Raw genomic sequence first — 25078 nt, forward strand, 5'->3', positions numbered from 1 at the left:
GGGCGGGGGTCATTCGAACCGGGTCGTGTCGCCCGCGCCCACGCGGACGATCTCGGCCGTCCCGCCGGAGAAGTCGACGACCGTGGTCGGCTCCGTGCCGCAGTCGCCGGAGTCGACCACGATGTCCACCACGTGGTCGAGGCGCTCCTTGATCTCCCATCCCTGGGTCAGGGGTTCGCCCTCGTCGGGCAGGAGCAGCGTGCTCGACACCAGCGGTTCGCCGAGTTCGGCGAGGAGGGCCTGGGTGACGGTGTGGTCGGGGATGCGGACGCCGACCGTCTTCTTGCGGGGGTGCAGGAGCTGGCGCGGCACCTCCCGCGTCGCCGGCAGGATGAAGGTGTAACTGCCGGGCGTGGCCGCCTTGATGGCGCGGAACACGTCGTTGCCGATGTTCACGAGCTGGCCCAGCTGCGCGAAGTTCTGGCACACCAGCGTGAAGTGGTGCCGGTCGTCGAGGTTGCGGATGGACCGGATCCGGGAGAGGCCGTCGCGGTTGCCCATCTGGCAGCCCAGCGCGTAGCAGGAATCGGTCGGATACGCGACGAGCGCGCCGGAGCGGAGGCTGTCGGCGACGCCGCTGATGGTGCGGTGTTGCGGGTTGTCCGGGTGTACGTCGAAGTACTTCGCCATCCGCCGAGCGTACGCGATCAGGCCGGTGCCGCGGACGCCGAGGAGTCCGCAGCCACCGCTGCCGCGGGGGACAGGGCGCGTCGGGCGTGGCGGCGGAACGCCGCCGTCGCCGGGTGGACCGGCACCGCCGGGGCGAGGAAGTGGACGGTCACCGGGCCGATCCCGGTGAGCGGCAGGAAGCGGACGCCGGGGAAGGGGTGGCTGTGCCGGGTGGCCTCCGCGGTGACGCCGACGGCCTCGCCCGTCGCGATGGCGGTGAGCCATTCGTCGACGTTGGCGACCTCCAGGGTGGCCTCGGGCCGGTGGTCTTCCGGCCACAGCGCGGTGCTGGTCGTGGCGGCCGTCGCACAGTGGGCGACGGTACGGCCGACGAGGTCGGCCAGGGCGACCGTGCCGCGGGCGGCCAGCGGATCGTCCTCGCACACGGCCGCCACGCGCGGCTCGCTGTACAGCGCGAGCGCGGACAGCCCGCCGGCCTCGTCCCCCTCGGGCAGGGCGCGGACGAACGCGGCGTCGATGTCGCCCCGGCGCAGGGCCGCCACCGGGTCGGGCAGCCGGTGCACCTGGACCGGTGCGTCCGGGTGGTCGCGGCGCCAGTCGCGCAGCAGGGCCACGGTGTGCGCGCCGAGGGCGGCCCAGGCGAAGCCGATGCGCAGCGGTCGCGGCTCCGGGCCAGCGGCGGCCTCCGCGAGGGCGTCGTCGAGCTGCGTGAGGATGCGGTGGGCGTGCTCCCACAGCCTCCGGCCCGCCGGGGTGAGGGAGAGGCTGCGGGTGGTGCGCTCGACCAGGCGGGTGCCGAGGCGCTGCTCCAGCTGGTCGAGGGTGCGGGACACGGCCGGCTGGCTGATGTGCAGGACGGCGGCGGCGCCCGTGATGGTGCCTTCGTCACCGATCGCCGCCAAGGTCCGCAGATGCCGCAGTTCCACATTCACAACCGTCGAGCATAAATCCTGCGCAGAAGGTATTTCCCCGGTCGCGGTCGGTGCACCTAGCGTCGGGGGCATGCGAATCCTTCTCATCGGTGCGGGCGGCAGGCTCGGCACCGCAGTCCACCGGTCCCTGACAGCCCGCGGCCACGAGGTGGTGACCGCCGGACGCTCCAGCGGCGACCTCCGCTTCGACGTCACCGACCCGGCGCAGATCACCGCCCTGTACGAGGCCGCCGACGCGGGCGGGCAGCTCGACGCGGTCGCGACTGCCGCCGGCTCGGTCCCGTTCAAGCCGGTCGCCGACATGACCCCGGAGGACTGGACGGCAGCCTTCCGCGGCAAGGTGCAGAGCCAGCTGGAGCTGGTCCGCCAGGGCATCGGCCGGATCGCGCCGCGCGGCTCCTTCACCCTGATCACCGGCGTCCTGGCGCGCAGCCCCATCGTGACGGGCTCGGCCGCCTCCATGGCCAACGGCGCCGTCGAGGCGTTCGTCCGCGCGGCCGCGGTGGAGATCGCCCCGCAGCGCGTCAACGCCGTCAGCCCCACCGTGGTCACCGAGGCCCTCGACGTCTACGCCGGCCACTTCCCCGGCTTCGCGCCGGTCGACCTGGCGGAGGTGGCCCGGGCGTACATCCGCTGCATCGAGGGCGTCGAGACGGGCCGCATCCTGGAGCTGGGCCACTGAGCCCCGGCCCCCGGCCCCGGGCGACCGCCGGGGGCCGGGGCGCCGTCGTCCTCGCTAGTCGCCGACCTCCCTGCTGCGCAGGTCGTCGAGCGTCTCACGGCGGATCAGCAGCCGGGCCGTGCCGCCGTCGACGGCGACCAGCGGCGGCCGCCCGACCAGGTTGTAGCCCGAGGCCATGGACAGGTGGTACGCCCCCGCCACCGGTACGGCGAGCAGGTCCCCGGGGCGGACGTCGCCGGGCAGCTCCACCCCCGCGGCGAGGACGTCGCCCGCCTCGCAGTGCCGGCCGACCACGGTCGCCGCGCACGGGCCGGCGCCCGAGTGGCGGCCGATCAGCCGGGGCGCGTAGCGCACCCCGTACAGGGCGGGCCTGGGGTTGTCGCTCATGCCGCCGTCCACCGCCACGAACACCTGGCCGGCGGTGCGTTTCACCGCGAGGACCCGGTACACGGCCACCCCCGCCGGCCCGGCCACCGCCCGGCCCGGTTCGATGGCGAGCCGTGGGACGGGCAGTCCGGCCGCTGCGCAGCCTGCGGTGAGCTCGGCGCGCAGCCGCCGGGCGAGGGCCGTGAGGTCGAGCGCGGGCTCTCCGGGGCGGTAGGCGATGCCGTGGCCGCCGCCCATGTCGAGCTCGGGCAGGACGACGCCGTGCGCGTCGCGGATCCGGGCCATCAGGCCCACCATCCGGCGCAGCGCGGACACGTACGGCTTGACGTCGGTGATCTGGGAGCCGATGTGGCAGTGCAGGCCGGTCAGTTCGAGCTGCGGCTGGCCGAGGATCCGGGGGACGGCGTGCTGTGCGGAGCCGTCGGTGAGGGAGAGCCCGAACTTCTGTCCGTCCGTCCCCGTACGGATCTTTTCGTGGGCGCCGGCCGAAATGCCGGGCACGATACGGAGCATCACCTTCTGGTGCCCGCCCGGTCCCACGGCGGCGGCCAGCCGCGCGATCTCCGACGGGCCGTCGATGACGATGCGCCCCACGCCGAGGCGCAGCGCGGTCGCGATGTCGCGCGGCGATTTGGCGTTGCCGTGCAGGACGATGCGGTCCGCGGGGAACCCGGCTGTGACGGCGAGTTCGAGTTCACCCGCGGAGCACACGTCGAGCCCGAGGCCCTCCTCGGCGACCCAGTGCACCATGGCCCGCGACAGGAACGCCTTGGCCGCGTACAGCACGTCGGCGTCCGGGAACGCGGCGCGGTACGTGCGGCAGCGGGCCCGTACCTCGCCCTCGTCCAGCACGTAGACGGGGGTGTCGTACCGGTCGGCGACCTCCGTCAGCGACACCCCGCCGACGGCGAGGCCGCCGCGCGGGAGGGGCGTCGTGGACGCGGGCCACACGGACAGTTCGGCGGCCCCGGCGGCCAGGTCGGACGGTGCGGCTGTGGTCATGCTTCCGCCTCCGCTCACACGGTCCGGACGGGAAGCGGGCCCGGGCGCCGGCCCGGATCAGGGGCCCGGTCCCGGGCCCCGGCCGGGCCCTCGGCCCCGGCCGCGTCGGCCGCCGGGGCCGGGACCGGGGTGACCGGCGGGGCCGAGAGGGCCGGGTCGACGGTGACCAGCCCCGCGCCGAGCGGCTCGCACATCCCGCGCAGCGCCGCCTCCGACAGCCGGATGTACGGGTGGCCCGCGCCGAGGACGGCGGTCAGCCGGGCGGCGCTGGTGAACCCGACGGCCGTGCGCGTGCCCGGCGGAGTGCGGAACAGCCGGACCACCGCCTGCGTGCAGCTTCCCGGCCGGACGGGCACGTACAGCAGCCCGGCCGGGATCCGTTCCTCGGGCTCGGGATCGTTTTCGTACCGGAACAGACACATGGGGCCCTCCCCGGGGCGCGGTGGTGGAACGGTCGGAAGGCGCCCCGGACGCCGGGAGGCGGCGGCGGGGCGCGGCATCGAAGCTATGCCCGTCCGCGCGTCGTCCGCGCCCCCTCCTGACGGGACCTTGACGCCGGCGGGGCGTGTTCATACACACCTCTGACGCCCGTCAAACCGTTCGGTAAGAAACGCGTCAGTCTTTGTCCTTTCCCCGCCAGGACGCCGCAGAACGGCATATCCGCCCTTCCCCGCCCCGTTGCGTGGGGTGTGAAATTAGTTGACGAGTAAAGGAAGCAAGGAAGTGAGGAGGGGACATCCCATGTGTGAACCGGCTGCGCTCCAGAACCGTGCCTGGGGCGGGGAGGTACGGGCCGCGGTCGGCTTCGCGGTGCTGCTGCCGGCGGCGCTGCTGACGGCCGACGTGGTGGCCGGCAACGGCGGCTGGCGGCGCGCGGCGGTGTGGATCTGGCTGGGCCTGCTGCTGCTCCTGGTCCTGTGGCCGACCCGCGTCAGCGCCGCCCCCGGCCTGCTGACCACCCGAGGGCTGATCAGGAGCCGGCGGGTCCGTACCGACCGGCTCGCCACGGTCGCCTGGCACGACGGCGTCGCCCGGCGGCTCGTCCTCACGGACACGGACGGCGGAAGCGTCGAGCTCGACCCGCACGTCCTCGCCGACAACCCGCCCCTGTGGTACCGGATCGGCGAGGACATCGGCACCAGCGTGTCCAGCGGCACCCTGGGCGAAGGCCTGGTCCCGCTGCGGCAGTTCTGCAGCCTGATCGACCGCGAGACGGCCCGCGCGGTCTTCAAGGCCTCGGCGCTGACCTGACCTGATCTCCGCGGCGGCCGCAGCGCCGGCTGCCGCGGAAACCGGGCGGTCAGGCGCGGGTGAGGGAGGCCGCCCCGAAGGAGACGTCGAAGCGGTCGCACCAGATGCTCACACTGGTGTAATCGGCCAGGTTGACGTCCGCGGGGATCGCGTAGTTCTGGTCGCCCTTGTTGCCCTTCAGCTCGCCCAGGCTGACGTACCTGCCGTCGTCGAAGACCCGCCAGCCTGCCACGCCTTCCTTCACCGGAGCATCGGTCAGCCACACGCGCAGGTCCGGGCCGTTGCTCGTGTCGAGGTTCTCCAGCCGCAGGGTCAAGGACCCGTCGGCGAGGCGCAGGACCTTCACCGTGCCCGTGGTGGTGTGCTCGTGGCTGATCAGCGTGCCCTGTGCGAGGACCTGCGGCGCGGCGCCGGCGGACGCCCCGGGGGACGCCGGAGCCGCCGACGGCGTCGGCAGCGCCTCGCTGACGGTGTCGTCCTTCCAGAGCTTCCACGGCTCGAACCAGTACAGCCCGACGCCCACCAGCAGGGCGCCCACGACCAGCACCGCACCCCACACCCGTCCGCGCCGCGTTCCCATGCCCACTGCCGCTCCCTTGCCCTCGCGCAACCGATCCTCCCCGTGGACCCATGGTCACATGCCGCTGGTCGCACGGGGCGCCCGGCATGCGGACGGTCCCGCAGGCGACGAAACCCTCACGGCGCGCCGCAACCGGATCCGGAGGGTGATCACGGTCACAGCGACTGGACCTCAACCGCCCTTGAGCGAGCAGGCTGTTGACCACCGGAAAGCAGCCGGAACGGCTGCCCGGAGCCCGCAGCACCAAGGAGCCGTGCCATGTCCGACCACCGCACCGTCCTCGTCACCGGAGCAACGGGCCGCCAGGGCGGCGCCACCGTACGCGCCCTCACCGCCCGCGGCCGGCAGGTCCGCGCCCTGGTCCGCGACCCGGACCGGCCCGAGGCGCGCGCCCTGCGGGCCCACGGCGCGACCCTCGTAGCCGGCGACCTCGACGACACCGCCTCCCTCGAAGCGGCCGTGCGCGGCGTGTACGGAGTCTTCAGCGTCCAGCCGATGCCCGCGCCGGGGCCCGCCGGCTTCGCGTCCGAGGTGCGCCAGGGCAAGGCGGTCGCGGAGGCCGCCGCCCGGGCCGGCGTCGCCCACTTCGTGTACACCTCCGTCGACGGCGCCGGCCGCCCCGGCGACGTGCCGCACTTCCGGAGCAAGGGCCTGATCGAGCAGCACATCGCGCAGCTCGGCCTGCCGGCCACCGTGCTCCGCCCGGCCTTCTTCCTCACCAACTTCACGGGCATGGGCCCGCGGTGGGCCGGCGGCGAACTCGTCCTGCCGCTGGCGCTCGCCCCGGACACCGCGCTCCAGATGATCCACCCCGACGACGTCGGCGAGTTCGCCGCGGACGCCTTCGACGCCCCCGCCGAGTACCTCGGCCGCACCCTGGAGATCGCCGGCGACCGGCTGACCGGCCCGCAGATGGCCGAGGTCTTCGCCCGCGCCGCCGGCCGGCCCGTACGGTTCCGCGCCCGGCCCGTCGCGGAGGTACGGGCGTACAGCGAGGAGATGGCGGTCATGTTCGAGTGGTTCAACACCACCGGCTTCCTCGCCGACGTGCCCGCCCTGCGTGCCGCGCGCCCGCACCTGACGACCCTGGACGACTGGGCGCGCAAGGAGTGGACCGTACCGGCGGAGCCGGACCACCGCCCCTGAGCGCCCGTCGTCCCGGCGCCGCCGGCGTCAGCGGCGGGTGCGGCGGGTGCGGGCGGCCGCGTCCAACTGGTCCGCGCAGCGCGCCAGGCCGCCGGCCGCCGCCGTGCACCGGTCGGCCAGGTCCTGGACGCGCCACCGGAAGGCCTCGGCCCCGGGCCCCTTCCAGTCGAGCGCGGCGGCCCCGGCCCGCAGCCGCCGCGCGTGGTCGAGCAGGGCGGCGGAGTGGGCGCGCAGCCCGTCCGCGGCCGACAGGGGCGGCTGCGGTTCCGACCGCGGTGCCGGAATCCCGGTCACAGGGTCCTCCAGGGGGCGAAGGCGTTGGTGACGCCGTCCAGGGCGGGCGCCAGTTCGGGGTGGTGCCGCAGCAGCACCGTGACCATGGTGTTCCGGTCCACCCAGTCCAGGCCCTCGGCGGTGTACACCTCGGGCCGGTAGTCGGTGGTGAAGAAGCGGTCGCTCTTCAGACGGCGGCTGGCCATCAGGATGAAGATCCGGAAGAGGGAGTCGCTGAACCCGAACCCGGCCGGCCGCGGCTCGGCGAGATTGCCGACGAGGGTGTCGACCCGGTCGAGCCGGCCCTCGTACAGCTCCTTCAGCAGCGGTGTGTCGTGCGGGTGGCCGCCCGTCAGCTCCTCGAAGGAGGTGACGGGCCGCTTGCGCAGCATCTGCCGGTAGGCGTTGTAGCGGGGGATGCCGCGCTCGCGGTCCCGGAGGATGTCGACGGTGCCCAGGTCGATGTGCTCTCCCGTCAGCCGGGCCAGGTTGCGCAGCGCGTCCGGATGGTTGTGCAGCACCAGGGCGCCGGGGTGGGCGGTCCCGAACGACAGGAACAGGTCGCTCATCCCGAACGCGTCGATCGCCGTCCGGGTGGTGGCGCCCTGCATCTCGTCGAAGCCGATGGTGGCGCGGACGGTGCCCTTGCGGTGGTCGCGGACCACCAGCTCGTCCGGGATGAGCGGGTGCAGCCGGTACGCGGAGACGAACTCCTCCGTCATCGAGAAGGGTGCCGCGTGGTGGTCCGTCGGCGACCCGAGGATGCCGCTGAGCATCTCGCCGCTGCCGACCCGCCCGTACGCGCGGCGGACCCAGCGCGGCAGCACCCCGTACCAGTTGGCGTCCATCGCCCGCTTCAGGACCGGCGTGTCGAGGATGCCGGGCGTCCACTCCACCGTGTGGATCTTCGCCATGAGGGCGGTGTTGACCAGCCGGGCGGTGTGGAAGAGCCGCTCGTCGTCCCACGTCGGATAGTGCGAGCGCAGGAAGTCGCAGACGGAGTTGTGCTCCTTCGCGAAGAGCGTGTGCAGGAGCGACAGGCCCGCCCAGTAGTCGCTGTTCATGCCGGTCCGGTCCAGGCACTCCCTGCCCGGGCGGGGGTCGGTGGGCAGCCGGCCGTCCTCGACGATCAGCTTCCCGTGCTCGCCCGTCCGCAGCGAACGGCAGCGGGCCTCGTCCGAGCCGTAGATCTGCGAACCGTCCCACCAGTGGGTGACAGTGTTCTCGTACGTGGGCGGGGCGTCGGCGGCCGTGTGGGCGACCGGGTCGGGGCGGGTGCGGTTGATCCGCATCGGGCAGCCGCCGCCCCGCTCTGCCCAGTCGTCGTCCTCGGCGAGCGGGACGGTGAAGGGCTCGGCCTCCTCGTTGTCGCCGTGGTTGGCCCAGCCGTGGTTCTCGAACTGGATCCAGGCGGCGGCCAGCAGGTTCAGCGTGGGCGCCGGCACGAAGCCCCTGCGGGCCAGCAGCTGCCTGCTGATCTCGCGCGGGGACGGCGACATCAGCCCCTCGTCGCCCTCCGGGAAGACCAGGTGGAGCGGGGCGTTGCGGTCCAACCGGGTGCCGACCCGGCCCATGTCCTCGTCGTACGGGTCGTAGCCCGAGCCGTCGTACGAGCGGAACGGCACGAGTTCGGCGGTGGGGCGGCGCCGGCGCTCGCCCCCGGCGCCGTGGGTGTCGTACAGGTTCCGGCGGCGCAGGTCGTCGCGGAGCACCCGCAGGTTCAGCAGGGCGAGCGGCTGCGGGAGTTCGTGCCATGCGCGGGTCCGGTTGATCCGGGCGAAGGCGGCCGACCCGAGGCGTTCGAGGAGGCCCGGCGGGCCGTAGCCGGGGGACTGCGAGGGGCGGGCGGCGGCGGCCTGCGCGGGCACTCCCGCGGTGCCGGTGCCGGTGTCGGTGCCGGTGTCGGTACTGCGTGGGGCCGGTGCGGTCGTCCCCCGGGCCGGCCCGGACTGATCGGTGGAGGCGGTGTCGGTCATGTGGTGGTGGTCCTCAGCGGTCGCGGCGGTCGGCGGTCAGCGGTCGGCGGTCGGCGGTCGGCGGTCAGCGGTCGTAGAGGCGGAAGAGGCGGGTGGCGGTCACCCGGCCCCGGTAGGGCGCGAGTTCGGCGTCCACGTGCGCCCGCGCCCCGGGCACGTCGTGCTCCAGGTTGTGCGCGTACCGCTCGGCGGCATGGCACAGCGGGAAGGCGTGCGTGTCGTCGGTCCAGGTGAACTCGGTGAACTGCTCCGGCAGCCGGTACGGGGACACCGAGGAGCGGCCCTCCAGGCTCGGTACCACGTCGTGCTCGTTCACCAGCGAGCACACCCGGGTCCCCGGGTCGGCGGGCCGCTTGCCGTCGACGGGCGAGCCGATCGCCACCACGTGCGTCACCCGGTACACCGTGCAGAAGTCCCGGTCGGCGGCCAGGTTCATCGCGGTGATCCCGCCCAGGCTGTGGCCCACCAGTGCGATCTCGCAGCCCGAGGGGACCGCTGCGCGCAGCGCCTTGCACACCGCCCGGGAGTACGGGGTGGCCGGTCGCGCCACCGCGTGGACCGCGCCCAGCAGGTCCTGCGGGCTCTCCCCGCTCAGCCCCGACATGCCGGCGAGTTGGACGACGTACCGCTGGACGCCGTCGGGCCCGGCGACCTGCTGGACCAGCAGGGTGCCGTCGGTGCCCACCGCGTCGATGTTCCGCACGTACCCGGCGATGGTGCCGCCGGTGTCGAGCCGCTCGGCGAAACCGGCCGGGGGGACGAAGGGCTCGGCCCGGCCGGGACCGCGGTCGAGGAACGCCCAGACCCGGGCCCCGATGCCGAGGACCGGTTCGGCGCCGGTCAGGGTGCGGCCGGTGGCGACCTCCCAGCCGGCCGCGTCGTTCAGCGGGTTCTCGTCGGTGAGGGCGTTCCAGGCGAGGATGTCCGCGAAGGCCGGGGCGAGAAGGGCGAAGGTCCGCTCGGCGCCCTTGCGGCCGAGGATGGCCCGGAACACCCGGATCGCCTCGCGCTGCCGGTCCTCCGCGACGGCCCTGAGCACACGGGTCGTGTCGGGGTCGCCGAGCAGCTCCGGGTGGTGGACGGCGGCGGCCCGGATCCGGGCCTTCAGCCCGGTCACGGCCAGGGTCACCGCGAGGCTCTCCCGGCTGGCGAACACCCCGACGAGGCGGCCGAGTCCGGCGAGGCCGCGGCCGCGCGGCGCCCAGCCCAGGCCCTTGGGGTCGGTGATCGTCCGCAGCAGGGTGCGCCAGGCAGGCCCGCCGGGGACGGCCCGCGGCAGCCGCGGGCCGAGCGTGAGTTCGGACGCGTACCGGGACGCTTCCGCCACGTCCTCGGCGGCCTCGGCGAGCAGGCGGCACATGTGGTGCAGGGATTCGACGTCCGGTTCGTGCCCGGTGACGGCGGTCGTGGCATCGGTCATGCGGGTGCCCTCCGGGGGCATGGGGGGTGGAAGGGGGTTGGCGCGCCGTACGGGCCGGTGCGGCCGTCCGGCTCGGTGGGCGACGCGGGCTCGGCGGGCGGCGCGGGCTCAGCGCGCGGTGAGGGTGAGCCGGATGCCCGCGGAGCCGAGCAGGCCCGGCAGCGCCAGCGACGGGTCCAGCGCGGGGCGGCCGCCGGTGACCCGGTGGCCCCGCAGCACCGCCGCGATCAGCGCCGCCGACGTCAGCAGCCCCAGGTGCTCGCCCGGGCAGCGCCCGCCACCGTGGCTGAACGGCGCCAGCACCGGGTCGTCCGCCGCCCCGGGGCGCAGCCACCGGGCGGGGACGAACCGGTGGGCTGCCGCGACGTGCTCGGGATCCCGCTGGTGGAACAGCGCCGGCACGAGCACCGCGGTCCCCGCCGGATACCGCTGCCCGCGCCACTCGGTCTCGGCCCGGGTGACCCGGACCAGGTCCGGCACGAGCGGGTACAGCCGCAGCGTCTCCCGTACGCAGGCCCGCAGCCGGGGCAGCTCCGGATCCCCGCCGTCGATCCCGGCCCGGACGGCGTCCTGTTCGGCCGGGTGCGCGGAGAGCAGCAGCAGGGTCCGGGCGACGGTCGGCCCGACGGTGTCGAGGGCGAGCAGCCAGTGGTGGGCCTGCCCCACCGGGTCCAGCACGGCGGCGTCCGGGCCGGCGGCGGACGGGTGCCGGCGGGCGAGCGCGGCGAGGGTGTACGGCTCGGCCCGGGCGGCGTACTCCTCGACGCGGGCGGCGGCCTTCGCGTACAGCGCCTCGGCGGCCGCGGCCCGGCCCTTGCGCATCCGCATCCAGTTGGCCTCCTCGCGGATCGCCAGCAGCCACCGGGCGAGCTCCTCGTCACCGGCCGCCGCATCGCCGAGGACCATGCGGCGCCCGAGCCGGGCCACCGTGCGGCGCAGCCGCGTGAAGTCCAGCTCCCCGCCACAGGTCAGGGCGCTCGCCTCCTCGTCGACCAGGGACCGGAACTCCCGGCACGAGGGGTGCACCGGCCGGTCCGCGGCGAGCACCTCGTCGTTGATCCGGCGCCGGTCCTCGCGGGTGTCGCCGTGGGAGCAGATCACCCCGGTGGGCTCCAGCAGCGACAGCCCCCGGTACTTGTCGGGGGCGTCCATGGCCAGGGTGCGCACCGGCAGCTCGTAGAACTGCCGGACGTCGGCCTGGTCGAGCAGGACCAGCAGCGTCCCGGACAGACCGCGCACCTCGACGGGCGCCCCGCCGTGCCGGGCGCGCATGGCCCGCAGCGTCGCCGCCGACCAGCCCTGCTGGCCGAGGGCCGCGTACGCCGAGACCACCTTGGGCCGGACGTGGAAGGCCCCGCGGAGGAAGGCGGGCAGGGTGTGCGTCGCCGCGAACCGGACGGTCTCGGCGCGCCCGGCCCGGGCCGGGCGCGTCACGGCGCGCGCCGGGGTGGAGGCGGAGCGGGCGGAGGGCGCGGGGATCGCGGTCCCGGTGGCGGTGGCGGCCTTGGTGGTGCCGGCCGTGGCGCCGGCGACTGCGGGGGAGTCGTCGGTCATGCCTCCACGACCTTGCCGGGGTTGAGCAGGTTCTTCGGGTCGAAGAGGCGCTTGAGGCCGCGCTGCAGCTCCAGGCCGGCCGGGTCCAGCTCGCGGGTGAGCCACTCCCGCTTCAGAGTGCCGATGCCGTGCTCGCCGGTGCTGGTGCCGCCGAGGGCCAGACCGGCCGCCATGATGTCGTCGTACGCGGTCTGGGCGCGCCGGAACTGGTCGGCGTCCGCCTCGTCGAACACGACGGTGGGGTGCAGGTTGCCGTCGCCGGCGTGCCCGAGCGTGAAGATCCGCAGCCGGTGCCGGGCCGCGATCTCCTCGATGGTGCCCATGAACTTCGCCAGTGCGGAGCGCGGCACGGCCACGTCCTCGATGAAGGCGGTCGGCCGGCCGCCCAGCGTCGCGGCGAACGCCCCCAGCGCCGGGGTGACCAGCCGCCGGGCCTCGATGATCCGCCGGGACTCCTCGGCGGTGGACGAGGTGACCACGTTCTGCGCCCCGGTCCCCTTGCACAGCAGCGTCATCGCGGTCAGGTCGCGGACGGGGTCGGCGCTGTCGCTCTCGATGATCAGCGTGGCGGCGGCGCCGGCCTCCAGCAGCGGGTGCCCGTGGTCCGCGACCGCCTGCGAGGTGGCCCGGTCGAGGAGTTCGAGCGCCGACGGGACGTGGCCCGCAGCGGTGATCGCGGCGACCGCCTCCCCGGCCTGCACCAGACTCGGGAACTGGGCGAGCAGGGAGAGCGCCGGCGGCCGGACCGGCCGCAGCGCCAGGGTGGCGCCGACGATGACGGCGAGGGTGCCCTCGGAGCCGACGAGGAGGCGGGTCAGGTCGTATCCGGCGACCCCCTTGACCGTGTCCCCGCCGGTCCGCATCCGCCGCCCGTCGGGCAGGACCAGGTCCAGACCGAGCACGTAGTCCGCGGTGACCCCGTACTTCACGCAGCAGATGCCGCCGGCGCCGGTCGCGATGTTCCCGCCGATGGTGCAGTGCTCCCAGGAGGCGGGGTCGGGCGGATAGCTGAGCCCGTGCTCGGCGACGGCGTCGTTCAGCCGCTTGGTGACCACGCCCGGCTCGCAGCGCACCAGCCGGTTGGCCGGGTCGATCTCCAGGATGCGGTCCATCCGGCCCGTGTTCAGCACGACGCAGCCGTCCACGGCGTTCGCGGCGCCCGCGAGGCCCGTGCGGGCACCCTGCGGCACGACGGGGACGCCGAGCTCGTACGCGGTGCGCAGGATGTGCTGGACCTGCTCGGCGGTCCGCGGGAAGGCCACCGTGGCGGGCACGCCCGCCTCCGAGAAGGGGGCCGCGTCACGGGCGTGCGCCGCCAGGGTCTCGGGATCGGTGTGCAGGACGTCCGCATGGTCGGGCAGGAGGGTGCGCAGACGGGACAGGAGGGGGGTCTCGGGTGACATACGGGCCTTCCGTTGGTCGGGGCGGGTGGCCGCTGACGGGATCAGAGGGAGGGGAACTCGGTGGTGACGGGCACGTCGATGAGGACCGGCCCGTCCTGCTGGGCCGCCGATTCCCGTACGAGCTTGGTGAGTTCGCCCGCGCCCTGGGCCCGGTGGGCACGCACCCCGTAGCCGGTGGCGACGGCCGTGATGTCGATGCCGGGAATGTCGAGGCCGGGAGCGCCCTGGGCGTGTTCGAGCTGCGCGAACCACTGGAGGATCGCGTAGCGGGCGTTGCTGAGGACGACGAAGGTGACGGGCACCCGGTAGGCGGCTGCGGTCCACAGCGCCTGGACGGCGTAGTGGATCGATCCGTCGCCGATGACGCACACCACGGGCCGACCCGGGGCGCCCAGCTGCGCCCCGACGGCCGCCGCGGCACCGAAGCCGAGGCCGCCGCCGGCGGAGAACAGGTAGGAGCCGGGGGAGGAGATCCGGGTCACCGCGTGGAACTGCGGGACGTTGGACGGCGATTCGTTGACCCAGAGGGTGTTCTCCGGGGCGCCCTGGGCGACCGCCCGCAGCGCGGCGAGCGGGGTCAGGGCCCCGTCCCCGGCCTCGGGGGCGTCCACCGGCCCGTGCGGTGCGGCGGCCGCCGTCCCGGCGGCCGGGAGCCGGTCCGCGAGCGCCCGCGCGGCGGCCGCCAGGTCCGCGACGACCGCGTCGCCGACCGGCGCCTTGGCGGCCTCCTCGGCGTCCCGGGTCAGCAGGACCAGACGGGTGCCCTCCGGCAGGTGGCGGCCGGGTACGTACGGGTAGTAGCGGAACACCGGGGCGCCGATGACGACGACCAGGTCGTGCCCCTCCAACTGCCGGCCCAGCGGGCCGATCGCCCCCGTCAGCTCCCCGCGGAACTGGGGGTGGTTGCGGGGGAAGGAAACCCGCGCGGAGATCGGCGCCGCCCAGACGGGCAGCCCGGTGCGCTCGGCGAGCGCGAGCACGGCGTCCCAGGCGCCGGAGGCGTCGACGTCGTCGCCGACGACGAGGACGGCGGAGCGGGCGCTGGAGATCCGGTCCGCGAGGGCGGCCACCGCGGCCGGGTCCGGGGCGGCGGCGTGCGTGATCCTGCGGGCTGCGGCCGCGTGGGCGGCCCGGTCCTCCTCCTCCGTCAGCTCCGCGTCGAAGTCGTCCATGGGCAGGGAGAGGAACACCGGCCCGTGGGGCGGGGCTTCGGCGAGCTGGACGGCGCGGGCGAGGGCCGGGGCGACGTCGGCGGGGCGCGGGGGCTCGTACGCCCACTTGACGGCCGGCTGCGGGAGGAGGGCCGGCTGCGGATTGGTGAGCAGGGCCTCCATGGTGAGCATGGCGCGGTGCTGCTGGCCGGCCGTGACGACCAGCGGGGTGCGGTTGGCGCGGGCGTTGAGGATGGCGCCCATGGCGTTGCCGGTGCCGGGCCCGGTGTGCAGGTTGGCCAGGGCGGTGGTGCCGGAGGCGAGCGCGAACCCGTCGGCCATGCCGACGACGACGGCCTCCTGGAGGCCGAGCACGTACCGGAAGTCGTCCGGGAACTGCTTGAGCATCGGCAGTTCCGTCGAGCCGGGGTTGCCGAAGACCGTGGTGATGCCGCGGGCCCGTAGGACGTCCAGGACTGATTCGCGAACCGTGCGCATGGGGATCCTTCCGCGCAGCCGGGGGAGCACTGTCGGTGATCAATCCAGCACACCGCGTGGATCTTTACAAAAGGCATCCACGGCCGCACCGCGCCTGCTACGTCCCGCCGCCGAACGCAGTCCTGAGGGGCCCGCGGCACCGGGGCCGGTTGACGCTCCGTCTACGGGATCGACAGGATGTCCCTCCTGTAGGTGGCGGGCCCGTTCACTCCCACGGCGGAGCGCACCGCGATTGCCGGGCGCCGGGTCCGGCCGTCGCCGTGCGCGCCCGCGCGCTCGGACGCGCCCGGCGGTCCTCGGCGGCGGTCACGGGCGGAACCGCAGCGGATGGTCCGCCGGCACCTCCACCACGGCGATGCGCACTCCGTCCGGATCGGCGAGCCACATCTCGATCAGCCCCCACGGCTCCCGCAGCGGCGGCCGCAGCACCTCGGCCCCCCGCTCCTGCAGCTCCTCGTACGCCGCCTGCGCATCGGCGACCTGGAGCCACAGCCGCATCCCGGGGGCGGGCGGGGTGCCGGAGCGGCCGGACAGCTCCAGGAAGCCGCCGCCGAGGAAGTAGACCGTGCCGCGCTCCGGGCCGGTGCCGAACTCCCGGTAGACGGCCAGCCCCAGGACGTCGCCGTAGAAGACCCGCGAACGCTCGGGATCCGTGGGGCGCAGCAGGATCCTGCTGCCCAGTACATGCACCATGCCGCGAATCTACGCCCGGCCGCCGGATCCCGTCCGGATCACCGCGGCTGTCGGCAGCCCGACGTGCAGGGCGCCTCGGGCAGGTGCCGCCGCCACGGGTCGCGGTCGCACGGACCGGCCGTCGCCGCGCACGGGCGGGGCCGCAGGCGCGCCGGACCGGTTTCCCGCGACGCGCACGGTGTTGTCCCGGCCGCCCGTGACCGGAGTGTGGCCGTCCGGGCTGAACGCGACCGCTTTCACGTCGCTCCGGTGCCCTTTCGGTTCACCGGCCGGGGCGATGCCGCGGGCCGGGTCGGCACGGCGCCACAGGCGCACGACCCCGTCAGCTCCGGCCTCCGGCGGCTCCGGCCTCCGGTCACACCTCCAGGGCGGCCGCGTCCAGCGCGGCGGTGAGCCGCTGCAGGCGGGTCTGGAGGTCCCGCATCTCGTCGAGGTCGAACCCGGTGGCGACGGCGATGCGGCGCGGGATCTCCACCGCGCGGGCGCGCAGCTGCGCACCGGCCTCGGTGAGGACGGCGGAGACGGAGCGTTCGTCCTCGGTGCTGCGCTCGCGGTGGATCAGCCCGGCGGCCTCCAGCCGCTTGAGGAGGGGGGAGAGGGTCCCCGAGTCCAGGCGCAGGCGGTTGCCGAGCTCCTTGACGGGGGTGGTGCCGTGCTCCCAGAGCACCAGCATCACCAGGTACTGGGGGTAGGTCAGGCCGAGGTCCTTGAGGATCACCCGGTAGACGCCGCCGAAAGCCCGGCTCGCCGCGTTCAGGGCGAAGCAGATCTGGCCGTCCAGGCGGAGGAAGTCCTCGTCGCGGAGGGTGTCGGTGTGCTGCTCGCTCATGCGGGTGAGTGTACCGGGGGGGCAGCTTGCGAGTCATTCAGTTGTGCACAACTGAATTGTGTGCTCTAGTGATGTCCGTCGGTCGGACACCCACCGCCCGGCACACACGAACCACCACCGCGACACCACCACCGCGAGAGGAACCCCGATGGACGCGCTGTACACCGCTGTCGCCACCGCCAACGGCCGCGAAGGCCGCACGGTCAGCTCCGACGGCCAGATCGACCTCGCGCTCGCCATGCCCCCGGCGCTCGGCGGCAACGGCCAGGGCACCAACCCCGAGCAGCTCTTCGCCGCCGGCTACGCGGCCTGCTTCGCCAGCGCCCTCGGCCTGGTCGGCCGCCAGGCGAAGGTGGACACCGGCGAGGTGTCCGTCACGGCCGAGACCTCCATCGGCAAGGACGGCACCGGATTCGGCCTCGCCGTCACCCTCCGTGTGGAGCTTCCCGAGTCCCTCGCCGGCGAGACGGGCGCGCTGCTGGTCAAGCAGGCGCACGAGGTCTGCCCCTACTCCAAGGCGACCCGCGGCAACATCCCGGTCGAGCTCGTCATCGAGTAACGGCCGGGACCGGGCGGCGGCCGTCCCCGCGGCCGCCGCCACCGTCAGCCGGGCGTCAGCGCCGTGACCCGATCGGGGGCAGTGCCGCCGCCCGGTTTTCGCCACCCCGCCCCCCGGGTAGACCGAGCCCACCATGGGCGGCGCCGGCCCGGACCGGCCGGCCGGCGCGCACGCCACCTGGGGGAGGGAACGCTGATGAGGGTGGAGGCCGCAGCGGCCGTCGGCGCGTACGTACAGCGGGAACGGGACAGGCTCGTCTCGCGTGAACCGCTCGTGCGCCGGGACCGGCCGGGGGCGGTGAAGGTGATGCGCACCGCCTCGCGCCGACTGCGCAGCGTCTGGCACGCACTGGACCAGTCGGGCGCACCGGCACCTTCCGCCACGGCACCGGCGGCGGGCACACCCGCGGGCACGGCGCCCCACGCACGACCCGACGCACGGTCCGGCGCACGGCCCGATGCACGGTCCGGCGGGCAGCCCGGCGGGCTGCCGGAGGAGTTCACCTGGCTCAACGAACACCTCGGCCGCGTCCGGCACTTCGACGAGACGGCCCACCGGGTCGCGGCACACGCCCCCATGGCCGGTCGCCCGGCCCGCTGGACGCTGCAGCGCCTGGAGGTGTCGCGCGGCCCGGCCCGCCGCGAGCTGCTCGCCGTCCTCGACGGGCCCCGCTACCGGGCCCTCGTCGCCGAGCTCGACGCCAGGGCCGACGCCCCGGTCCCGGTGGGCCCGGCCGGAGGGTTCGGCAACTGGTTCTGCACGGCCTGGCCGGCGCTGGTCGAGGACTTCGCCGCGGCCGCGGCCATCACGGACCCCGAGATCCGGGCGGACGAGCTGCACGAGGTGCGCAAGGCCGCCAAACCCGTCCTGGACACCGGCCGCAGCGTGGCCCGCGCGTACCCGGGGCTGCTGCGGAGCCCGCTGCGCGTCCTCGGCGCGCTCCACGACGCGCTCGGCGAGCACCAGGACAGCACCGTCTGCCGTCGCACGGTCACACCGTGGCTCGACGAGGCGCCGGACGCCGAAGTCCGGGACGCACTGCGCGAGCTGGCGGAGCACGAGCACGCCGCTGCCGCCGCCGTCGAGTCGCGCCTGGCCGTCCTGCACCGCGAACTCGCAGGGCTGAGCCCCGGCCGTTGACCCGCGACCGCCGGTCCCGAACCGCCCGGGGCGCGGGGGAAGAGGGCCGGGGGGATGGCGCCGCCGAGCGGGAATACGGCCGGGGGCCGCCTGTGCGGGCACGGTCCGGGGACGACACAATGACCGGTGTTGTTCTCTTTGGACCAGTACGGAGGAGCCGGCACATGCCGAACGAACGAGCAGGGCAGCAGGCGGGCCCGGACGATCTGATCGATGTCGCCCGGCTCGTCACCGCGTACTACGCCCTGCACCCCGACCCGGCGGATCCCGCCCAGCGCGTCGCCTTCGGCACGTCCGGGCACCGCGGCTCCTCCCTCGCCACCGCGTTCAACGAGGACCACATCGCCGCGACCAGCCAGGCGATCTGCGAGTACCGGGCGCAGCAGGGCACCGACGGGCCGCTGTTCCTCGGCGCGGACACCCACGCCCTGTCCGAACCCGCCCGGGTGACCGCCCTGGAGGTCTTCGCCGCCAACGAGGTCACCGTCCTCGTCGACAGCGCCGACGGCTACACGCCCACCCCGGCCGTCTCGCACGCCATCCTCACCCACAACCGGGGCCGCACCTCGGGCCTGGCCGACGGCGTCGTGGTTACCCCCTCGCACAACCCGCCCGCGGACGGCGGGTTCAAGTACAACCCGCCCCACGGCGGACCCGCCGGCTCCGACGCCACCGGCTGGATCCAGGACCGCGCCAACGAGATCATCACCGGCGGCCTCAAGGAGGTCCGTCGGCTGCCGTACGCCCGCGCCCGCGCCGCGGCCACCACCGGCACCCACGACTACCTCGGCGCGTACGTCCGCGACCTGCCCTCAGTCCTCGACCTCGACGCCGTACGCGCCGCGGGCGTGCGCATCGGCGCCGACCCGCTCGGCGGGGCCTCCGTGGCGTACTGGCAGCGCATCGCCGAGGAGCACCGCCTCGACCTCACCGTCGTCAACCCGCACACCGACCCCACCTGGCGGTTCATGACGCTGGACTGGGACGGCAAGATCCGCATGGACTGCTCCTCCCCGTACGCGATGGCCTCCCTCATCGAGGGCCGCGACCGGTTCCAGATCGCGACCGGCAACGACGCCGACGCCGACCGGCACGGCATCGTCACCCCCGACGGCGGCCTGATGAACCCCAACCACTACCTGGCCACCGCCATCGACTACCTCTACCGCCACCGCGAGCAGTGGCCGCAGCGAGCCGCGGTCGGCAAGACGCTGGTCTCCTCCGGGATGATCGACCGGGTGGCCGCCGACCTCGGCCGCGAACTGGTCGAAGTGCCCGTCGGCTTCAAGTGGTTCGTCGGCGGGCTGTCCGCCGGCACCCTCGGCTTCGGCGGCGAGGAATCCGCCGGAGCCTCCTTCCTGCGCCGCGACGGATCCGTGTGGACCACCGACAAGGACGGCATCATCCTGGCCCTGCTCGCGTCCGAGATGCTGGCCGTCACCGGGCAGACCCCCAGCGAGCGGTACGCCCGCCTCACCGAGCGCTTCGGCGAGCCCGCGTACGCCCGCATCGACGCCCCCGCCGACAGGGAGCAGAAGGCGGTCCTCGGCCGCCTGTCGCCCGAGCAGGTCACGGCCGACACCCTGGCGGGGGAGCCGGTCACCGCCGTCCTGACGCACGCCCCCGGGAACGGGGCCGCGATCGGCGGCATCAAGGTGGCGACCGAGCACGCCTGGTTCGCGGCCCGCCCCTCCGGCACCGAGGACGTGTACAAGATCTACGCCGAGTCCTTCCTCGGCCCCGACCACCTGAGCCGCGTCCAGCAGGAGGCCCGGTCGGTCGTGTCGGCCGCACTGGACGCCTGACTCCCCGCCCTCTCCCTCCGCACCCTCCGCGCCCGCCCGCCGGGACGTCCGTACGTCCGTCGGGGCGTCCGAAAACCGACCGTCACCGTCCCGCCCCCGCCTAGGGTGGCGGCCCGGACCGGAGGCGGGCGCGGAGGGAGCAGCCCATGCGGGGTGGCAGGGTCGCGGTGGTCGGCGGGAGCATCGCGGGCTGTGCGTTCGCCTCGGCGTCCGCCCGCGCCGGCGCGGACGAGGTGTCCGTGCTCGAACGCACCCGGGGCCGCCTCGCGGACCGCGGCGTCGGGCTGTGCATCCACGACGACCGGGCCGCCGAACTGACCGCGACCGGCGCACTGCCCGCCGGGATCCGCGCGCACCCCCTGGCCCGCCGCCGGTGGCTGGTCCGGGACGACGCGGCCGGCCCGGCCGGGCGGGTGTTCTGGGAGCAGCCGTTCCCCTTCCACTCCCACCACTGGGGCCTGCTGTGGCGCGGGCTCCGCGAGGCCACCCCGCGGTCGGTGGTCTACCGGCAGGGCGCGGCCGTGACCGGCGTCGCCGACGCGTCGGACGCGTCCGACGCGCCTGGCGCAGCCGGCGGGCAGGCCGAGGTACGGCTGGCGGACGGCACCGTCGAACCGTACGACCTGGTGGTCGGCGCCGACGGCTACCGGTCCGTGGTGCGCGAGGCCGTCTGCCCCGACCACCTGCCGCAGTACGCCGGGTACGTCTGCTGGCGCGGCAACCTCGACGCCGCGCGGCTCCCCGCGGCCGGAGCCGGCACCTGGCCCTCCGACACGGTCGCCACCGTCTGCTTCCCTGGCGGCAGCTGCGTGGTGTACCGCATCCCCGGCCCGGACGGGCTCCGGGTCAACTGGGTCCTGTACGCCACGCCCCCGCAGGCCGGCCGCCTGCCCTACGACGACCCCACCAGCTTCCCGCCCGGCCGTGTCACGGAGCAGCTCACCGCCCACCTCCGCGAGGTCCTGGACCGGCGGTTCCCGCCGTACTGGGCCCGGGTCCTGGGCCTGACCGAACCCGGTGACATCCACGTCCAGCCGATCTACGACCTCGCCACCGACCGCATCACCGCCGGACGGCTGCTGCTCGCCGGGGACGCGGCGAGCGTGGTGCGCCCCCACAACACCAGCGGCGCCGCCAAGGCCCTCCAGGACGCCACCGCGTTCGAGGCTGCCTGGCGGGGCGCCGGGTCCTGGGCGGAGCTGCTGTCGGCGTACCGGGCGTCCCGTGGGGCGGCGGGCCGGGAGCTGGTGGCGCTGGCGCGCCGGCTGGGCCGGGCCCAGGTGGAGCGGACCCCCGCCTGGGCGGAGATGGACGGCCGGGCGGCCGGGGCGTGGTGGCAGGCCCAGCTCGCCGGTGCCGCGGACATCGGCGGCCGCGCCATGCCCCCCTGACCGCCGCGTGCCGCCTGCCGCGTGCCGCCTGGCGCCTGCCGCGTGCCGCCTGGCGCGTGCCTCCTGCTCCTGCTCCTGCGCGGAGCCGATTCCCCACCCTGCCCCTTCCCGAAACCGGGGCTCTGCGCCGGACCCCGTTCCGGGCGCTTCGCGCCCCTGCGCTCAAACGCCGCGCGGGCTGGTTTTCCGGTCTCGCGGAAAGCACCCCCGCGCGGGATGCGCGCGGCTGGACTGTCCGCGGCGGCGGACCTCGGCATACGCTGGAGGCGGCGGCCGCCTGCGGTGAGCGGCCCGGGCGGTCGCCCCGGCGGCTGCGGGCACGTACCCCTCCTTGTTCCCCGCGCCCGCGGCGCCGGACGCGGGCGTACGTGCGCCGGCCGCGGCAGCCGAGGTGGCACAGTGGGTGCCATGTGCGGACGCTATGCCTCATCCCGTGCCCCCGAGGACCTCGCCGGCCTGTTCGACGCGGCCTGGGACCCCCGGGAGACGCTCGCGCCGAGCTGGAACGTCGCCCCCACCGACCCGGTCTGGGCCGTCCTGGAGCGACCCGACCGCGCCCAGGGCACGGGTACGCCCGAGCGCCGGCTCCGTACTCTGCGCTGGGGCCTGGTCCCCTCCTGGGCGAAGGACGCCTCCGGCGGCGCCCGGATGATCAACGCACGGATGGAGACGGTCCACGAGAAGCCGGCCTACCGCCGCGCCTTCACCCGCCGCCGCTGCCTTCTGCCCGCCGACGGCTTCTACGAGTGGCAGCCGGTGCCCGCCACCGCCACGGCGAAGGCGTACAAGCAGCCGTACTTCATCGCCCCCGAGAACGCCTCGGTGCTGGCCATGGCCGGACTGTATGAGTTCTGGCGCGACCCGGCGGTCACCGACGAGGACGACCCGGACGCCTGGCTCGCCACCGCCACGATCATCACCACCGAGGCGGTCGACGCGGCCGGCCGGATCCATCCGCGCATGCCGCTCGCCCTGGACCCCGGCGACTACGAGGCCTGGCTCGACCCCGCCCACCAGGACGTGCACGCCCTGCGCGCCCTGCTCCACACTCCGGCGGACGGCCGGCTGGAGGTCCGCCCCGTCTCCACCGCCGTCAACAGCGTCCGCAACAACGGCCCCCGGCTCGTCGAACCCGTCCCCGAACCCTGACCCCGAAGCTCACGGTTCCCGCACCACCAGCGCCCGCGGTGCTCGGGCCGGGGGCGCGGGCAGCCGGAGCGGGCGCCGGCCCGGGGTCAGCGAGCCCAGCACCCGCGGCCCGCCGGCCCCGGTGCACCCCGGGGCGTTGCCGGGCAGGCCGTGCAGTGTGAGGTAGCCGAGGACGGCGAACGCGTAGGCCTCCTTCGCCGCCGCGGGCAGACCCAGCTCCTCCGAGCCGCGCACGGCCGTGCTCCCCGCGAGCTCCTCGCGGAGCATCCCCATCAGCACCGGGTTGCGGACCCCTCCGCCCGACGCGAAGACCTCGGTGGCCCCCAGCGGGCGCAGCGCCCCCGCCACCGTACGGGCGGTCAGCCGCGTCAGCGTGGCCACGAGGTCCTGCGGCGAGGGCGCCGGCCCCGTGCAACCGGCCAGGACGGCCCGCAGGTAGCCCGCGTGGAACAGCTCCTTCCCGGTGGTCCGGGGCGGCGGCAGCCGGTAGTACGGCTCCGCGAGCAGCCGTTCCAGCAGCGGCTCGTGGACCCGACCGGCGGCGGCGAGGGCACCGCCCTCGTCGTACGCGAGCCGCCCGCCGGTCAGGTCCCGGACCGCGGCGTCGACGAGCGCGTTGCCCGGCCCGGTGTCGAACGCCAGGGGCTCGCCGCGGGACGGCAGCACCGTGAGGTTGGCGATGCCCCCGATGTTCAGCGCGGCGGGCACTCCGGGCCGCCCCCTCATCAGCATCAGGTCGACCAGGCTCACCAGCGGCGCGCCCTGCCCGCCCGCCGCCACGTCCCGCGGCCGGAACCCGGAGACCACGGCGCAGCCGCCGGCCTCGGCGATCCAGGCGGGCTCACCCAGCTGGAGGGTGCCGTGCACCCGGCCGGCCTCGGCCCAGTGGAACACCGTCTGCCCGTGCGAGGCGACCAGCTCGGCCCGCCCGGCGCACAGTTCGCGGTCTGCCCGGACCGCCGCGGAGGCGAAGGCCTGCCCGATGCGCGTGTCCAGGCGGCACACCTCGGCCAGGGTGGTGCGGGCGGGCGGCAGGGCGGCTGCGAGGGCGCTGCGGACCTCGTCCGGGTACGGGTCGCTGACCATGCCCAGCGGCGTCAGGTGCAGGGTGGTGCCGCCGTCTCCGGTTCCGTCCCCGCTTCGGTCCCCGGCTCCGTCGGCGCCGGACAGTTCCAGGTCGGCGGCGGCGGCGTCGATGGCGTCGTAAGAGGTGCCCGACATCAGCCCGATCACCCTCATCGCAGGGCCTCCTTGTGGTCCGAGCCGCCCAGCGTCAGCAGTGCGGCGGCGCTCACCGCGCACGCCCCGGCCGCGTAGTAGGCGGGTACGTCCGGGCTGCCCGTCCGGGCGGTCAGCGCGGTGATGACGAGGCCCGCACACCCGGAGAACACGGCGTTGGCCAGGGCATAGGCCACGCCCAGGCCCGTGCAGCGGATCCGGCGCGGGAACATCTCGGCGAGCATGGCCGGCCCCGGCCCGGCCAGCAGGCCGACCAGCGCCCCGGCGAGCAGCACCGCCCCGGCTTTGGCCCCCGGCCCCGCCGCGGGCGACTGCAGCAGGCGGAGCAGCGGGAGGGCGAGCAGGACCACCGACAGGGCGCCGAAGACCATCACCGGGCGCCGACCGATCCGGTCGCTGAGGGCCCCGGCGGGCAGGATGGCCGCCGCGAAGCCGAGGTTGGCGAGGGCCGTGGCGAGGAGGGCGTCACGTACGGAGGTGCCGAGGACGGCCTGCAGGTGGGTGGGCAGGACGACGAGGAAGGTGTAGCCGGCCGCCGACCAGCCCATGACCCGGCCGATGCCGAGCACGACGGCGTGCACCACGCCGGCCCCGTCCGGCCCGCCGGCGGGCCGGGGCCCGGGGGCCGGGTCGGGGAGCGGCGGCTCCACCACCCCGGTGCGCAGCCACAGCGCCACCGCGCCGAGCGGCAGGGCCAGCAGGAACGGGATCCGCCACCCCCACCCGTACAGGGCCTCGGCGGGCAGGGCGGTCGCCAGGGCGGCGGCCGTGCCGGCCCCGGCCAGCAGGCCGAGCGCGACGGTGAAGGACTGGAACGCGCCGTGCAGGCCGCGCCGGCCCGCGGGCGCGTGCTCCGTCATCAGGGAGACCGCACCGCCGAACTCGCCGCCCGCCGACAGCCCTTGCAGCACCCGCAGGACCGTCAGCAGGACGGGGGCGGCCGCGCCGATCGCGTCCCGGGTCGGCAGCAGCCCGATCGCCGTGGTGGCGAGGGTCATGACGGTGACGGACGCGACGAGGGCGGGCCGGCGGCCGGCGCGGTCGCCGAGCCGCCCGAACAGCAGCGCGCCGATGGGCCGGAAGAAGAAGGCCAGCGCGAACGAGGCGTACGTCGCGACGAGCGCCCCGGCCCCGCCGGCCGGGCCGCCGGTGGCGAAGAAGTTGTGCGCGATGACCGTGACCAGGCAGCCGTAGACACCGAACTCGTACCACTCGACGAGGTTGCCGACGCTCCCGGCGAGCAGCGCCCGCCGGGGGCGGGCGGTACGGGCGCCGGCGCCCGCCGGATGCAGTTCGAGAGGGCTCACGCGTGCTGCGTGCCCTCTCGGTGCCCGCCCGACGCCTGCGGAGGCCGCGGTTCAGCAGTTCGGCGGCAGACGGGCGGGTCA

General features: G+C 75.2%; 24 protein-coding genes. 8 read left to right on the top strand and 16 right to left on the bottom strand.

Annotated elements, in window-relative coordinates; translation table 11 throughout:
- Nucleotides 1–9: 9 nt before the first annotated feature.
- Together HYE82_RS08790 and HYE82_RS08795 are read right to left on the bottom strand one after the other, a co-directional pair.
- On the bottom strand, nt 10–630 hold the full coding sequence (locus tag HYE82_RS08790; protein WP_179173381.1) for an L-threonylcarbamoyladenylate synthase: 621 nt from the start codon (nt 628–630) through the stop codon (nt 10–12).
- Nucleotides 631–647: 17 nt separating this feature from the next.
- A complete protein-coding gene (locus HYE82_RS08795; RefSeq protein ID WP_179173382.1) occupies nt 648–1562 on the bottom strand; it encodes a LysR family transcriptional regulator in 915 nt (304 codons plus the stop codon).
- A 70-nt stretch (nt 1563–1632) separates the two neighbouring features.
- Between HYE82_RS08795 and HYE82_RS08800 the strand changes: the two genes are divergently transcribed.
- Nucleotides 1633–2244 (top strand): short chain dehydrogenase, encoded by a 612-nt coding sequence (locus tag HYE82_RS08800; RefSeq protein WP_179173383.1) that lies wholly within the window; start codon nt 1633–1635, stop codon nt 2242–2244.
- Between the two features lie 54 nt (nt 2245–2298).
- Here HYE82_RS08800 and lysA read toward each other — a convergent pair whose 3' ends face one another.
- Both lysA and HYE82_RS08810 read right to left on the bottom strand, forming a co-directional pair.
- Complete coding sequence (gene lysA, locus HYE82_RS08805; RefSeq protein ID WP_179173384.1) at nt 2299–3633, bottom strand: diaminopimelate decarboxylase; 1335 nt, start codon at nt 3631–3633, stop codon at nt 2299–2301.
- Between the two features lie 14 nt (nt 3634–3647).
- On the bottom strand, nt 3648–4055 hold the full coding sequence (locus HYE82_RS08810) for an SAV_915 family protein (RefSeq protein WP_256987019.1): 408 nt from the start codon (nt 4053–4055) through the stop codon (nt 3648–3650).
- Between the two features lie 319 nt (nt 4056–4374).
- On the opposite strand from HYE82_RS08810, the gene HYE82_RS08815 reads away from it, so the two are divergent.
- Nucleotides 4375–4884 carry a hypothetical protein gene (locus HYE82_RS08815; RefSeq protein ID WP_179173385.1) on the top strand — a complete coding sequence of 170 codons (510 nt, stop codon included), beginning with the start codon at nt 4375–4377 and terminating at the stop codon, nt 4882–4884.
- Nucleotides 4885–4933: 49 nt separating this feature from the next.
- On the opposite strand, the gene HYE82_RS08820 is transcribed toward HYE82_RS08815, so the two are convergent.
- A complete protein-coding gene (locus HYE82_RS08820; protein WP_179173386.1) occupies nt 4934–5464 on the bottom strand; it encodes a DM13 domain-containing protein in 531 nt (176 codons plus the stop codon).
- Nucleotides 5465–5722: 258 nt separating this feature from the next.
- On the opposite strand from HYE82_RS08820, the gene HYE82_RS08825 reads away from it, so the two are divergent.
- On the top strand, nt 5723–6610 hold the full coding sequence (locus tag HYE82_RS08825; RefSeq protein ID WP_179173387.1) for an NmrA/HSCARG family protein: 888 nt from the start codon (nt 5723–5725) through the stop codon (nt 6608–6610).
- 27 nt (nt 6611–6637) lie between these two features.
- Here the strand turns inward: HYE82_RS08825 and HYE82_RS08830 are convergent, their stop codons facing one another.
- The 9 genes from HYE82_RS08830 to HYE82_RS08870 form a co-directional block, all read right to left on the bottom strand.
- On the bottom strand, nt 6638–6904 hold the full coding sequence (locus HYE82_RS08830) for a hypothetical protein (RefSeq protein WP_179173388.1): 267 nt from the start codon (nt 6902–6904) through the stop codon (nt 6638–6640).
- A complete protein-coding gene (locus tag HYE82_RS08835; protein WP_218782407.1) occupies nt 6901–8859 on the bottom strand; it encodes a peroxidase family protein in 1959 nt (652 codons plus the stop codon). The genes HYE82_RS08830 and HYE82_RS08835 overlap by 4 nt, the downstream gene beginning before the upstream one ends.
- A gap of 64 nt (nt 8860–8923) precedes the next feature.
- The gene (locus HYE82_RS08840; RefSeq protein ID WP_179173389.1) at nt 8924–10279 is read right to left on the bottom strand and encodes an alpha/beta hydrolase; all 1356 of its coding nucleotides are present in this window, start codon (nt 10277–10279) and stop codon (nt 8924–8926) included.
- A gap of 108 nt (nt 10280–10387) precedes the next feature.
- Nucleotides 10388–11833: a cytochrome P450 gene (locus HYE82_RS08845; protein ID WP_179173390.1), complete on the bottom strand. Its 1446-nt coding sequence runs from the start codon at nt 11831–11833 to the stop codon at nt 10388–10390.
- Nucleotides 11830–13236: an FAD-binding oxidoreductase gene (locus tag HYE82_RS08850; protein ID WP_179173391.1), complete on the bottom strand. Its 1407-nt coding sequence runs from the start codon at nt 13234–13236 to the stop codon at nt 11830–11832. Before HYE82_RS08850 ends, HYE82_RS08845 begins: the two co-directional genes overlap by 4 nt.
- Before the next feature lie 41 nt (nt 13237–13277).
- Nucleotides 13278–14885, bottom strand: coding sequence for a benzoylformate decarboxylase (mdlC, locus tag HYE82_RS08855; RefSeq protein ID WP_179173392.1), 1608 nt, complete (start codon nt 14883–14885; stop codon nt 13278–13280).
- Nucleotides 14886–15191: 306 nt separating this feature from the next.
- Complete coding sequence (locus HYE82_RS08860; RefSeq protein ID WP_179173393.1) at nt 15192–15578, bottom strand: VOC family protein; 387 nt, start codon at nt 15576–15578, stop codon at nt 15192–15194.
- A 9-nt stretch (nt 15579–15587) separates the two neighbouring features.
- Nucleotides 15588–15893 (bottom strand): WD40 repeat domain-containing protein, encoded by a 306-nt coding sequence (locus HYE82_RS08865; protein ID WP_179173394.1) that lies wholly within the window; start codon nt 15891–15893, stop codon nt 15588–15590.
- 40 nt (nt 15894–15933) lie between these two features.
- The gene (locus tag HYE82_RS08870) at nt 15934–16407 is read right to left on the bottom strand and encodes a MarR family winged helix-turn-helix transcriptional regulator (protein ID WP_179173395.1); all 474 of its coding nucleotides are present in this window, start codon (nt 16405–16407) and stop codon (nt 15934–15936) included.
- Between the two features lie 148 nt (nt 16408–16555).
- On the opposite strand from HYE82_RS08870, the gene HYE82_RS08875 reads away from it, so the two are divergent.
- The 5 genes from HYE82_RS08875 (at nt 16556) to HYE82_RS08895 (ending at nt 22451) form a co-directional block, all read left to right on the top strand.
- Entirely contained in the window at nt 16556–16966 is a 411-nt protein-coding gene (locus HYE82_RS08875) for an organic hydroperoxide resistance protein (RefSeq protein WP_179173396.1), read from the top strand.
- A 195-nt stretch (nt 16967–17161) separates the two neighbouring features.
- Entirely contained in the window at nt 17162–18106 is a 945-nt protein-coding gene (locus HYE82_RS08880; RefSeq protein ID WP_179173397.1) for a CHAD domain-containing protein, read from the top strand.
- 164 nt (nt 18107–18270) lie between these two features.
- Nucleotides 18271–19911: a phosphoglucomutase (alpha-D-glucose-1,6-bisphosphate-dependent) gene (gene pgm / locus HYE82_RS08885; protein WP_179173398.1), complete on the top strand. Its 1641-nt coding sequence runs from the start codon at nt 18271–18273 to the stop codon at nt 19909–19911.
- Between the two features lie 146 nt (nt 19912–20057).
- A complete protein-coding gene (locus tag HYE82_RS08890; protein ID WP_179173399.1) occupies nt 20058–21302 on the top strand; it encodes an FAD-dependent monooxygenase in 1245 nt (414 codons plus the stop codon).
- Between the two features lie 408 nt (nt 21303–21710).
- Entirely contained in the window at nt 21711–22451 is a 741-nt protein-coding gene (locus tag HYE82_RS08895) for an SOS response-associated peptidase (RefSeq protein WP_179173400.1), read from the top strand.
- Nucleotides 22452–22460: 9 nt separating this feature from the next.
- Here HYE82_RS08895 and HYE82_RS08900 read toward each other — a convergent pair whose 3' ends face one another.
- Together HYE82_RS08900 and HYE82_RS08905 are read right to left on the bottom strand one after the other, a co-directional pair.
- A complete protein-coding gene (locus HYE82_RS08900) occupies nt 22461–23690 on the bottom strand; it encodes an anhydro-N-acetylmuramic acid kinase (protein WP_179173401.1) in 1230 nt (409 codons plus the stop codon).
- Nucleotides 23687–24997, bottom strand: coding sequence for an MFS transporter (locus tag HYE82_RS08905; RefSeq protein ID WP_309144242.1), 1311 nt, complete (start codon nt 24995–24997; stop codon nt 23687–23689). The genes HYE82_RS08900 and HYE82_RS08905 overlap by 4 nt, the downstream gene beginning before the upstream one ends.
- Nucleotides 24998–25078 lie beyond the last annotated feature (81 nt).

It is taken from the genome of Streptomyces sp. BR123 (assembly GCF_013401435.1).
Taxonomy (GTDB): Bacteria; Actinomycetota; Actinomycetes; order Streptomycetales; family Streptomycetaceae; genus Streptomyces.

Coding starts and splice junctions, on each gene's coding strand:
- HYE82_RS08790 (WP_179173381.1), bottom strand. CDS start 630: ATGGCGAAGTACTTCGACGTACACCCGGACAACCCGCAACACCGCACC.
- HYE82_RS08800 (WP_179173383.1), top strand. CDS start 1,633: ATGCGAATCCTTCTCATCGGTGCGGGCGGCAGGCTCGGCACCGCAGTC.
- lysA (WP_179173384.1), bottom strand. CDS start 3,633: ATGACCACAGCCGCACCGTCCGACCTGGCCGCCGGGGCCGCCGAACTG.
- HYE82_RS08810 (WP_256987019.1), bottom strand. CDS start 4,055: ATGTGTCTGTTCCGGTACGAAAACGATCCCGAGCCCGAGGAACGGATC.
- HYE82_RS08815 (WP_179173385.1), top strand. CDS start 4,375: ATGTGTGAACCGGCTGCGCTCCAGAACCGTGCCTGGGGCGGGGAGGTA.
- HYE82_RS08820 (WP_179173386.1), bottom strand. CDS start 5,464: ATGGGAACGCGGCGCGGACGGGTGTGGGGTGCGGTGCTGGTCGTGGGC.
- HYE82_RS08825 (WP_179173387.1), top strand. CDS start 5,723: ATGTCCGACCACCGCACCGTCCTCGTCACCGGAGCAACGGGCCGCCAG.
- HYE82_RS08835 (WP_218782407.1), bottom strand. CDS start 8,859: ATGACCGACACCGCCTCCACCGATCAGTCCGGGCCGGCCCGGGGGACG.
- HYE82_RS08840 (WP_179173389.1), bottom strand. CDS start 10,279: ATGACCGATGCCACGACCGCCGTCACCGGGCACGAACCGGACGTCGAA.
- HYE82_RS08845 (WP_179173390.1), bottom strand. CDS start 11,833: ATGACCGACGACTCCCCCGCAGTCGCCGGCGCCACGGCCGGCACCACC.
- HYE82_RS08850 (WP_179173391.1), bottom strand. CDS start 13,236: ATGTCACCCGAGACCCCCCTCCTGTCCCGTCTGCGCACCCTCCTGCCC.
- mdlC (WP_179173392.1), bottom strand. CDS start 14,885: ATGCGCACGGTTCGCGAATCAGTCCTGGACGTCCTACGGGCCCGCGGC.
- HYE82_RS08860 (WP_179173393.1), bottom strand. CDS start 15,578: ATGGTGCATGTACTGGGCAGCAGGATCCTGCTGCGCCCCACGGATCCC.
- HYE82_RS08870 (WP_179173395.1), bottom strand. CDS start 16,407: ATGAGCGAGCAGCACACCGACACCCTCCGCGACGAGGACTTCCTCCGC.
- HYE82_RS08875 (WP_179173396.1), top strand. CDS start 16,556: ATGGACGCGCTGTACACCGCTGTCGCCACCGCCAACGGCCGCGAAGGC.
- HYE82_RS08880 (WP_179173397.1), top strand. CDS start 17,162: ATGAGGGTGGAGGCCGCAGCGGCCGTCGGCGCGTACGTACAGCGGGAA.
- pgm (WP_179173398.1), top strand. CDS start 18,271: ATGCCGAACGAACGAGCAGGGCAGCAGGCGGGCCCGGACGATCTGATC.
- HYE82_RS08890 (WP_179173399.1), top strand. CDS start 20,058: ATGCGGGGTGGCAGGGTCGCGGTGGTCGGCGGGAGCATCGCGGGCTGT.
- HYE82_RS08895 (WP_179173400.1), top strand. CDS start 21,711: ATGTGCGGACGCTATGCCTCATCCCGTGCCCCCGAGGACCTCGCCGGC.
- HYE82_RS08900 (WP_179173401.1), bottom strand. CDS start 23,690: ATGAGGGTGATCGGGCTGATGTCGGGCACCTCTTACGACGCCATCGAC.